General features: G+C 69.5%; 3 protein-coding genes. All 3 read left to right on the top strand.

What is annotated here, in order from left to right; translation table 11 throughout:
* On the top strand, positions 1 to 5,013 hold a 5,013-nt coding region (locus AAFU51_18555), incomplete at its 5' end, for an amino acid adenylation domain-containing protein (GenBank protein ID MEO1573254.1).
* On the top strand, positions 5,010 to 9,626 hold the full coding sequence (locus AAFU51_18560; protein MEO1573255.1) for an SDR family NAD(P)-dependent oxidoreductase: 4,617 nt from the start codon (positions 5,010 to 5,012) through the stop codon (positions 9,624 to 9,626). The genes AAFU51_18555 and AAFU51_18560, both read left to right, overlap by 4 nt.
* Positions 9,623 to 11,784 (top strand): condensation domain-containing protein (locus tag AAFU51_18565; protein ID MEO1573256.1); only part of this gene is annotated, 2,162 nt, incomplete at its 3' end. The genes AAFU51_18560 and AAFU51_18565, both read left to right, overlap by 4 nt.

The raw sequence follows: 11,784 nt of genomic DNA on the forward strand, positions 1-11,784 counted from the left end.
GGCGTGACAGTCCTCTCGATCGAAGACCTCCTCGGCGTCTCAACGCCAGCCGCCGAGTCAACCCCCGACGGCGCGGCCGTACCCGAGGCCGTATCCGAGGCCGTGGCCGATGGCGCCGCTGTGGCCGCGACCTGGCTGGCCGACGAGGCCGCCACCGACCCCACTGCCCGCGCCCGCCGCCTCGCCTACGTCCTCTTCACCTCCGGCTCCACCGGCCGCCCCAAAGGCGCCATGGTCGAGCAGCGCGGCCTCGTCAACCACCTCCTCGCCAAGGTCGACGCCCTCGCGCTCGGCCCCGCCGCGGTGGTCGCCCAGACGGCGCGCCTGAGCTTCGACATCTCGATCTGGCAGGGCTTCGCGGCGCTGGTAGCCGGAGGCCGCACGGAGGTGGTGGCGACGGCGGTGGTGCAGGAAGGGCTCGCCGCCCGGGTGGAGCGCAGCGGGACGACGGTGCTGGAAGTGGTGCCGTCGCTCTTGGGGGTGCTCCTGGAGGCGGTGCGCCTGGAAGGCGGGGCGCTCGCGGGCCCGGTGGGGCGCGGGCTCTCGGGGCTGCGGTGGCTGCTCTCGACGGGCGAAGGCTTGCCGCAGGCGCTCGCGCAGCGGTGGTCGGCGGTGGTGGACGCGTGGGAGGCCGCAGGGCTCTCGCGGGTGGGGCTGCTGAACGCGTACGGGCCGACGGAGTGCTCGGACGACGTGACGCACGAGGTGGTGGGGGACGCGGAGAGGCAGGCAGCGGCGCCAGACGCGTCGTCGGTGCTGAGTCAGGTAGCGCGGGACGCGGCGGCGGTGAGCGCGGCGGCGGGGACGGCGGCGATCGGGTCGGCGCTGCCGAACACGCAGCTCTACGTGCTCGGCGTGGGCGCACTCGGGACCGGCGCGCTCGGCGCGGGCGAGACGGGCGTGGCGACGAACTCGGGCGTGAGCGGTGTGCGCGCCGTGGCGGCGCAGGCGGTGGTGGGCGGCGAGGTGCCGGTGGGTGCCGTGGGCGAGCTCTACGTGGGCGGCGTCGGTGTGGGGCGTGGGTACGTGGGTGCAGCGCGGGCGACGGCAGCGGCGTTCGTGCCGGACGGGCTGAGCGGGGCGGCGGGCGCGCGGCTCTACCGGACGGGAGACGTGGTGCGGCGGCTGGGCGATGGTCGTCTGGTGTACGAGGGGCGTGAGGACGGACAGGTGAAGGTGCGGGGGCACCGGGTGGAAGTGGGCGAGGTGGAGGCGGCGCTGTTGGGGGCCCCGGGGGTGTCGTCGTCGGCGGTGGTGTGGAGCGAGGGCGGGCTCACGGGCTTCGTGGCGGGAGCGGACGAGATCGACATGGTGGCGGTGGAGCGTGCGGTGCGCGAGCAGGTGCCGGGGTACATGGTGCCGGGGCGGCTGGTGGCGGTGGGCGCGCTGCCGACGACGGCGAACGGGAAGGTGGACCGGCGGGGGCTGGCGGCGCAGGCCGGGGGTTCAGCGCCGGAGGCGTCGTCGGGGACGTATGTGGCGGCGCGGACGGCGGTGGAGCGTGTGGTGGAGGGGGTGTGGCGGGAGGTGCTGGGCCGTTCGGCGCGGGTGAGCCGGGAGGCGGACTTCTTTGGGCTGGGAGGGCACTCCCTGCTCGCCATGCAGGTGGTCTCCAGGCTTCGTCAGATACTCGGTGTCGACCTCCCAGTACGAACCCTTTTCGAGCATCCGACCATCGAGGGCTCCGCAGCCGTTCTTGAGCGGCTGCGTCGAAGCGGCGCTGCAACAGACCGGCCAGCGCTGAAGCCGCGCGCGTTGAGCGTCGAGGAGCCAACCCCGCTCTCGTTCGCGCAGGAACGGCTCTGGATTCTGCACCAGATGGCGCCGGACAGCATCGCCTACAACCTTCCCGTAGCGCTACGTCTGGATGGTCCGCTCTCGGTCGAGCGCCTACGCAAGAGCTTTGCGCAGGTGTTTGCCCGGCACGAAACACTGCGGTCCCGCTTTGTCGAGGGGCCATCCGGTGCCCACGTCGTCGTCGTGGAAGACGAACCCGTCTTGCCCGTCGTCGATCTGACGGGCCTCGACGCGTCGCGACGCGAGTCGGTCGCGCTGGACTTGGCGCTCGGAGAGGCACGGCTTCCGTTCGACCTCGAAGCCGACCCTGCGTTCAGGATCGGCCTGATGCGCCTTTCCGACGAGACGCACGTCTTGCTCGTCACCATGCACCACATCATTTCCGATGCGTGGTCATTGGACGTCCTCGTCCAGGAAGTGGTCGCCGGATATGCGGCTGAAGAGCACGCTCTGCCGCTGCTACCCATTCAGTACGGCGACTACGCAGCGTGGCAGCGAGGGTGGTTGCACGGAAGCACGCTAGACGACCAGATCGAATACTGGCGGGAGCGGCTGAAGGACATCACTACACTCGCCCTTCCGGTAGATCATCCACGCGCGCTGCTCCAACGCGACGAAGGGGCCACCCAAGAGATCATTCTGCCCGTAGCCCTCGCGGAGAAGCTCTCCGAGATCGCGCAGGCAGCGGGCGTCACGCCGTATATGTTGTACCTCGCGGCCTTCAAGGTGCTGCTGGCGCGCTACACAGGGCAAGAAGACATCACCGTCGGTAGCCCCCTTTCGGGACGCGAGGAGCCTGCGCTGGAACAGCTTGTCGGCTTCTTCGCGGATACGCTGGTGCTCCGTACCGACCTGCATGGAGCGCACACCTTCAACGAGGTCCTGAACCGCGTTCGCGAGCGGGTCCTCGAGGCCCACGATCATCGGCATGTCCCGTTCGAGCGCCTCGTGACGGAACTCAAGCCGGCTCGCGACCTGGGGCGGCACCCGCTCTTCCAGGTGATGTTCAGCTTCGAACATGCGGCCGTTCGGACGGCCGCGAACGAGCAGGTGGTCGAAGAGGCACTGAGGGTCGCACCCTTCGAGGTGCCGCAGACCACCGCGATGTTCGATCTGTCGCTCGCGCTGACGGAGGGCTCACGAGGCCTCTCGGTGGTGCTGGAGTACCTGACGGATCTGTTCGAACCGGCTACGATCGAGAGCCTCCTGCGCACGTACGAGCTTGTTTTGGAGCAGGTGGCCGCGAACCCGGATGCACCGCTCGCCGAGCACACCCTGGCAGCGCCAGCAGACGCGGCGCGGGTTCTCGGACCCTGGAGCGGAGAGGTCAAGGCGCTAGAGCACGAGTCTCTCCCGTCGCTGCCCGACCAAATCGCTGTCTGGGTCGACACCCACCCGGATGCGGTCGCCGTGGTTGAGGACGGGCACTACCTCACGTATGACGCGCTGGATCGCGCGTCCAGTGGGCTGGCCCGTCAGATTCGCACGATGGACCTGGGGCAGGGGCCTCGCATCGGCCTGTTTGGAGGCCGGTCGGCCGCGCTCACCGCCGCCTACTTGGGGGTGATGAAGAGCGGTGGCGTCTGCGTCCCGCTCGACCCGGCCTACCCGGAGGCGCGTCTCGCCTTCATGATGGAAGACGCCGGCATCGCTGCCGTGCTCACCGATGCCGCAACTCGGGACCTCGCCAGCCATCCAGGCATAGCCTGCCCCGTCCTCGCTGTTCATCTCACGGCCGCGAGCCTGGAGGAGCAGAGTGGCGTTGAGCGGCAAGAGGAAGGCCCCGTGCATCCAGAGCAAGGCGCCTACGTCATCTACACGTCGGGGTCCACGGGCACGCCCAAAGGCGTCGAGGTGTCGCACCGAGCGGCTGCGCACTATGCTCGGTCTATCCGGTCGGCGTACGGCCTGACGAGCGCAGATCGCGTGCTCCAGTTTGCCTCACCGAGCTTCGACGCGAGCGTGGAGGAGGTCTTTGGAGCGCTCACCAATGGGGCCACGCTCATCGTGCGCTCAGAGCGCTCGACGAGGACCGCGGCGAGCTTCCACGAGGAGAGCGCACGGCACGCGGTGAGCGTCTGGAGCCTGCCAACGGCCTACTGGCACATCTTGGCTGAGGAGGCACAGCGGACGGGCGCGTCTTTCCCAGCCTCACTCCGGCTCGTCATCATCGGAGGCGAGCGCGCGGACGCCGCGTTCTGGCAGCCACCGCGTTTGCACGGAGGCGGCACTGTACAGCTTCTCAACTCGTACGGGCCCACCGAGGCCACCGTGGTGGCTACGACCTACGTGGAGACAGCCACGAGAGCCGAGGGCGTGCCCATCGGCGGTCCTCTCGCTCATGTCCGAACCTTCGTGCTGGACGCCCAGGACCGCCCGACGGCTCCAGGCATGCCCGGCGAGCTCTACCTCGGAGGCAACGGCTTGGCGATGGGCTACATCGGCCAGCCTCGACGCACGGCGTCGCGCTTCGTCCCAGACCCGTTCAGCGGCGAGCCCGGAGCGCGGATGTACCGGACCGGCGACCGGGCACGGTGGACCCAAGACGGCAACCTGGTCTATTTGGGCCGGACCGATCGCCAGGTCAAGCTGCGGGGTCACCGCGTGGAGCCTGGAGAGATCGAGACGGTGTTGCGCGGGGCTCCAGGTGTGACGGCCTGCGCCGTGACCGTCTCCAGCGGATCCCTCGACGGCCTGCGTCTGCTCGCGTATGTGGTGCTCGATAAGGACGCATCGCACGACGTGGAAGGCGTCCGCCAATGGCTGCGGCAGCGACTGCCGGCCTATCTGATCCCCGATGTGATCGTGCCCATCGAGGCGCTGCCGCAGACACCGTCCGGCAAGCTCGATGTAGCCAAGCTGCCCGTGCCAGGCACCGAACGCGCGGTTGCCTACGAGGCACCAGCGAGCGGCCTGGAACACCGCATTGCCGCGATCTGGGAGGAGCTGCTGGAGCGCGATCAGGTGGGTCGCTACGACAACTTCTTCGATATCGGCGGGCACTCGCTCCTGGCAGTACGGATGCACCGTCGCCTCCAGGACGAACTCGGTGTCGCGCTCGAAATCGTCGACCTCTTCCAGTATCCCACGGTCCACGCCTTGGCGTCCTCGCTCGCACGGCCCGTGCCCGAGGAGTCGCCTCTGGAGGCCGTGGGTGAGCGAGCACGGCGGCAACGCGCTGCCCTTCGCGCCCGTGTACCCCGACCCAAACCATGATGGCGTCTCACGACAACGCATATGGAGCAGCCCCACCGGACATCGCCGCCGACCCCGCGGCCGTGGCCGTGGTCGGCTTTGCCGGGCGGTTCCCAGAAGCCGCCAGCGTAGAAGCGTTCTGGGACAACCTGTGTGCCGGGGTCGAGTCGATTCGCACGCTCAGCGAGGACGAACTGCGCGAGGCCGGCGTGCCCGAGCATGTGCTGCGTGACCCGACCTACGTGCGTCGCAGCGCACACCTCGAGAACGTCGACCAGTTCGATGCCGAGTTCTTCGGGGTCATGCCGCGTGAGGCCGAGGCGATGGACCCGCAGCAGCGCCTGTTCCTGGAGTGTGCCTGGGAGGCGCTGGAGCACAGCGGATACGGACGACGTGCGCCCGCGATGCCCGTCGGCGTGTTCGCTGGGATGGGAGCGAATCAGTACCTCCTGCGCAACTTGTTGAACAACCCGGCTCGGCTCGCCGACCTGAGTGAGTTTCAGCTTGCCCTGCTCAACGACAAAGACTTTCTAGCTACGCAGGTCTCGTACAAGCTCGGGCTGCGCGGACCCAGCCTGAGCGTCCAGACGGCGTGCTCGACCTCGCTCGTGGCGACGCATCTGGCCTACACGAGCCTCGTCGGCTACGGCTGCGACGTGGCGCTCGCGGGCGGCGCCACCATGGGGGCGGCGCGGGGGCTGGGCTACTACTACGTCGAGGGCGGCATCCACTCGCCTGACGGGCACTGCCGCGCCTTTGACGAACAGGCAGGGGGGACGATCTCCGGCGAGGGGGTGGCCGTGGTGGTGCTCAAGCGCCTCTCGGATGCCCTGGCCGATGGCGACACCGTCTATGCCGTCCTCCGGAGCATCGCCGTGAACAACGACGGGGACGCGAAGGTCGGCTACGCGGCTCCGAGCGTCGACGGCCAGGCGGAGGTGATCGCGCTCGCGCATGCCCTCGCCGATGTGGACGCGCGCACGGTGGGCTACGTGGAGACGCACGGCACGGGGACACCGCTCGGGGATCCCATCGAGGTCGCCGCGCTGAAGCGCGCCTTCGGGCTCGGGACGCCAGGCGTCGGGTACTGCACGCTCGGGTCGGTGAAGACAAACGTGGGGCACCTGGACGCTGCGGCGGGGGTGACGGGGCTCATCAAGGCCTCGCTTGCGCTCCATCACGGCGTGATGCCGCCCAGCCTCCATTTCAGCACGCCCAACCCGAAGCTCGGCCTCGAATCGAGCCCCTTCGTGGTGGGGACGACGCTACAACCGTGGCCGACCACGGCTACGCCGCGCAGGGCGGGCGTCAGCTCGTTCGGGATCGGAGGCACCAACGCGCACGCGCTGTTGGAAGAGGCGCCGCCCATTCCGAAGTCTGACCCGGGACGGCCACGGCACGTGCTCCGGCTCTCTGCGATGACCGAGACGGCCCTCGAAGCGGCCACGGACCGGCTCGCCTCGGCCCTGGAGAACTCGGACGTGCCGCTGGCGGACGTCGCCCACACGCTTGCGGTCGGCCGCGAGCGGTTCCCCGTGCGGCGCTCGCTGGTCTGCGGACACCGAGAGGAGGCCGTCTCGCTGCTGCGAAACCGTACGCCTGGCCGCGTACGGACGCGCGTCGAGCAGCGTCGGCATCGCGATGTGGTCTTTGCGTTTCCGGGGGCCGGTGCGGAGCACACGAACATGGCGCGGGCGCTCTATGCAGCAGAGCCGCGCTTCCGGGCGGAGCTAGATCGGTGCATCGCCGCGCACTCGGACCCGGAGGTCCTCCGCGCAACGCTGTTCCCGGCCGAGACGCCAGACCAGCGTGAACCCATCGGTGATTCCAGTCTGGCACATCCAGCGTTGGTGGCCGTCGAAGTCGCGTTAGCGCGAACGTGGATCAGCTGGGGCATCGAGCCCGCCGCACTGATCGGGTACAGCCTCGGCGAGTACGCCGCCGCCTGCATCGCCGACGTGCTCTCCATCGAGGACGCGCTGGCGCTGGTGCAGCTCCGCGGCGAACTCTTCGCGACGCTCCCGCCCGGTACCATGATCGGCGTCGACCGAGCGGCGGAGTCGGTCCAGCCGATGCTGGACCCCACGTGTGCCGTCGCAGGGATCAACGCGCCCGATCTCTGCACCCTATCGGGGCCGGTGGCCTCGATCAACGACCTCGCCGAGCGACTGCAAGCCGAGGGGGCCGACGTGCGGTTCCTGCACGTCCCCGTGGCTGCCCATTCCCCCGCGATCGACGCGATCCTGGAGCGGTTCGCCCGCCGCGCTCGCACCGTCGACTTCCGGCCGCCGACCCGACCCATCGCGTCGAGCGTCACGGGAACCTGGGCCGCCGGGGACGACCTGGCGTCTGCAGACTATTGGGTGCGGCACCTGCGCCAGACGGTACGATTCTCTGAGGCGATCGACTCGGTGCTCCAGAAGGGCGACGTCTTGGTCCTCGAGTCCGGGCCGGGCCGCGTGCTGACCTCGCTGGGTCGTCTCCAGGCGACGTGCCGCCCGCACCATTCCTTCCACACGTCGCTGCCGCATCCGCGCGAAGACACGCCGGACGACGAGCACGCGCTTGCCACGCTCGGCCAGCTGTGGCAGGAAGGGGTCTCGTACGACCCTGCGGCCTACTACGCTGGGGAGCGCCGCCGCCGCGTGCCGCTTCCTACGTATCCCTTCGAGCGGCGACGCTACTGGATCGAGCCGCAGCCTCTGGACGCCTCGGCATCAGCCTTGCTTCCCGCGTCGAAGGTGCACGACGTGGACCGCTGGCTCTATCTGCCCTCGTGGCGGCAGACGGCTCCGGCCTCGCCCTCGCCCGTCGATGCCGCGCAGCACGCCCCCGAACAGTGGCTGCTCTTCGTGCCGGAGGAGGGGCCCGCGGCCCAGCTAGCCGATGACTTGGCAGCAGCGGGCCATGCCGTGGTGGCGGTCCATGCGGATCCGTCGTGCCGCCAACTCGAAGTCGTCGAGGGGCATCCGTGGCGGGCCTACAGGTTCGCCCCGGATCAGGACGGGCATTACGTGTCGTTGCTCGCTGAGCTAGAGGCACAGGGCGTCCGTCCAGACCGAATCGTGTATGCCTGGACGACCCCGGCGGAAGACGCCGCCTCGCAGCCCGTGAGTGCGCGCCACGCAAGCGTGTTCCGCCTCATTCAGGCGCTCATCCGTGTCGGGTGGCACAGCGTCCTTCAGGAAAATCGCTCGTTGACGCTGGACTTGGTCACACCTGGGCTCTACGACGACGGCGTCTCGGCGATTGTACCCGAGAGCTACGCGTTGGCGGGCCTCTCGCTGGTCGTGCCGCAGGAACTCCCGGACCTGCACGTTCGCTGCCTCGACATGGCGTCCGTGCCGCGCAGCGCTTGGCTCGCAGAACTCGTCGCGCCGCCAGATCGGGCCCGCTTCGTGGCGTATCGCGGCGCGCGGCGCTGGGTGCGCTCCTATGAGCCGGTACCCTCGTCGGAACGCAGTGGGCTCATTCGGCCGCAGGGAACGTATCTCATCACCGGTGGCCTTGGCGATGTCGGCCTGCTCTTGGCGCGCCACCTCGTGCGCGAGTTCGAGGCCAACGTGGTGCTCATGAGTCGCAGCGAGGTGCCCCATCGAGAGGCGTGGGAGGCCCTCCGCCACGACTCGTCCGATCCGTGGCTGCGGCGTCGGATTGAGGGCCTGCGTCGCATCGAGGAGGCAGGCGGGCAGCCGATGGTCGTGGTCGGTGACGTCGGCTCCGAGCAGGACGTGCGTCGTGTTCTATCGGAAGCCCGGGACCGGTTCGGTCGCGTAGACGGCGTGCTGCACGCCGCTGCCGTCTCGGGGGCGGCCTCCAGCGAGCGAACGCTGGACGCGTTGACCCTGGACGATGTGCACGAGCAGTTCTACGCCAAGGTGCAGGGCGCCCGCGCGCTCGCGGCAGCGCTCCGCGGGGCCGACCTCGACGTGTGCGTGCTCTTCTCGTCGAACGCGGCCGTGCTTGGTGGCCTGGGCTTCGGAGCCTACGCGCCCGCCAACGCGATGCTGGACGCGTTCGCAGCGCAGCAGTCCCGCGATGGCAAGGTCCCTTGGATCAGCGCCTCGTGGGATGGCTGGCCGGAATTCCCCGACGTGGAGGCCACCTCAGGCGATCAGCCCCAGAGCAGCATGGACGCCTTCGCCATGACCGCCGACGAGGCGTGCGCCGCGTTCGAGCGGGTGCTGGCGCTGGGCTCCACGCCACAGGTCGTGGTGTCTACGGGGCCCCTCGAAGCCCGCCGTCGCCAGTGGGTCACCGGCACCGACCCCGAGGCCGAGGACCAGGGCGCCGAGCCGCCCCAGTATGCGCGGCCGTCGATGCGGGTGGACTATGTCGCCCCTCGAACCGACACGGAGCGCGACGCAGCAGCCATCTGGGAGGACCTCCTCGGCATACAAGACATCGGCGTGCACGACAACTTTTTCGAGCTGGGGGGGCACTCGCTCTTGGCGACACGGCTCGTGGCCAAGATCCGAGAGGCCTTCGGGCTCGAACTCCCGCTGCGCAGCCTCTATGAGGCGACCACGATTGAGCAACTCGCTGACCTCGTGGACACGCTACGCGTGGCCCAGCATCGCCAGTTGGCGGTCGCGGACGGCGTCGAAGACGACCGAGTCGACGTGGAGCTATGACGACGGCTACGACCCTGCTCAAACGTCTGCAAGCCCGCGACATCGACGTGTGGGTGGATGGCGACCGGCTACGTTGCAAGGCTCCCTCCGGGGCGCTCACGCCCGCGCTCCGCCAGGAGATCGGAGACGTGCGCGAGGACCTCATCGCGATGCTGCGGGCGACTCAGGTCGAGGTCGCTCCGGCGGCGCCTCAGCGTCTCGTGGACCGCACACAAGACTTCCCGCTCTCGTTCACGCAGGAGCGGCTGTGGTTCCTCCAGGAGATCGACCCTGACGGCATCGCCTACCACGTGCCGACGGTGCTCCGCTTGGAAGGCGACTTGGCGGCGTCGAAGCTTCAGGCCTCGCTGTCGCACATCGTTGCGCGGCACGAGATTCTGCGAACGTCGTATCGCCTCGGCGAGCAAGGGCCCGTCCAGCGCGTCCAGCCGCCCGAACCCTGCGCCCTGCCCATCGTCGATCTCTCAGGTCTGCCTGAGGTGGACCGTCGGCGCGAGACCACGCGCCACACCGAGGCCGAGGCAACGCGCCCCTTCGACTTGAAGGGCGGCCGTGTCATGCGCGCCCTCCTGATTCGCGAGGCGCCGCAGCGTCACGTGCTCTCGCTGTGCATGCACCACATCGTCACCGACGCACGGTCGGCGGAGGTGTTCATGCACGAGCTTACGCAGACCTACACAGCTCTCGCGAACGGGGAGGAACCACACCTTCATCCACTCTCGCTCCAGTACGCTGACTTTTCGGTCTGGCAGCGCACGCGGCTTCAAGAATCGGCGGTTGCGGATCAGCTTGTGTATTGGCGCCGGCACTTGGCAGGGCTCACGCCCCTGTCCATCAGCACCGATTTTCCGCGTCCGGCTGTCCAACGCAATGCGGGCACGAGGGAGGGCGTCACGCTACCGCGCCACCTCCTGGACGCGCTGCACGCGCTCGCCAAACGAGAGCATGTCACCTTGTATGTCGTGCTGGTGGCCGCATTCTATGTGCTGCTTGCCCGCCTCGCAGATCGGTGGGATGTGGCTATTGGTACCCCAGAGGAGGGGCGCACCCATTCCGATCTCTATCCCTTGCTCGGGTGTTTCGTCAACACGTTGGTCTTGCGTGTGCAGTCGAGCCCCGAGGCGTCGTTTGTAGACCTGTTGCAGCAGGTCCAGTCCACGGTGGGCGCTGCGCGGTCCCACGGCGAGGTGCCCTTCGAGCGAGTCGTACAGGCGCTCGAGATCCCACCCGATCTCAGTCGCTCTCCGGTCTTTCAGGTCATGTTCAGCTACCTGGGTGCGCGTCTCGAACGCGAGACGGGGCAGGCTGCGGAGCGCCTCGCTCAGCTCGATGTCTCGATGCTCAACGCGCACGAGCCGACGGCCAAGTTCGACCTCGAACTCGAGGTGGTCGAGACGGCCCAGGGGCTCGCAGCGGTGGTGGAGTACGACACGGACCTCTACACCGCCTCGACAGCCCGCCGCCTCCTGGCCGACTACGAGGCGCTGCTCGCGGCCCTCGCCACCGACGCTGGGCGCCCGCTCGCGGCGCTGCCGCTCGCCCCGGTGCCGCTGGCCGCGTGGAACGCGACCGAGCGGGGCTACCCGCTCGAGCGCACGGCCGCGGGCCTCGTCGCCGAGCAGGCCGCCGCCCGCCCCGACGCCGTCGCTCTGAGTCAACAGGGCACCCTGAGCGAGCCTGGCGCGCGGCCGTTGCACGTCACCTACGGCGCCCTCGTGGCCCGCGCCGAGCGCCTCGCCTCGGGTCTGGCGACCGCCCCGCTGGCAGCAGCCCTGTCGGCAGCGGCCCCGCTGGCGGAGGCCCCGCAGACAGCAGCCCCGCTGGCAGAGACCGTCGTCGGCGTGGCGGGTGCGCGCTCGCCCGAGCTCTTCGCCGCCCTGCTGGGCGTGTGGTGCGCCGGCGGGGCCTACGTGCCGCTGAGCCTGGAGGACCCGGCCGCGCGCTGGGCCGAGCAGGTGCGCGACGCTGGCGTGCAGACGGTGCTCGCGAGCGCGGGCTCGCTCTCAGCCGTGGCCGAGCGGGTGCCGTCCGGCGTGACAGTCCTCTCGATCGAAGACCTCCTCGGCGTCTCGCTGCCCGACAGGGCGGCCGTATCCGATGGGGCGGCCGTGGCCGCGACCTGGCTGGCCGACGAGGCCGCCACCGACCCCGCCGCCCG

This window comes from Bacteroidota bacterium, from assembly GCA_039821555.1.
Lineage (GTDB): Bacteria > Bacteroidota > Rhodothermia > Rhodothermales > Rubricoccaceae > JBCBEX01.

Coding starts and splice junctions, on each gene's coding strand:
- AAFU51_18560 (MEO1573255.1), top strand. CDS start 5,010: ATGATGGCGTCTCACGACAACGCATATGGAGCAGCCCCACCGGACATC.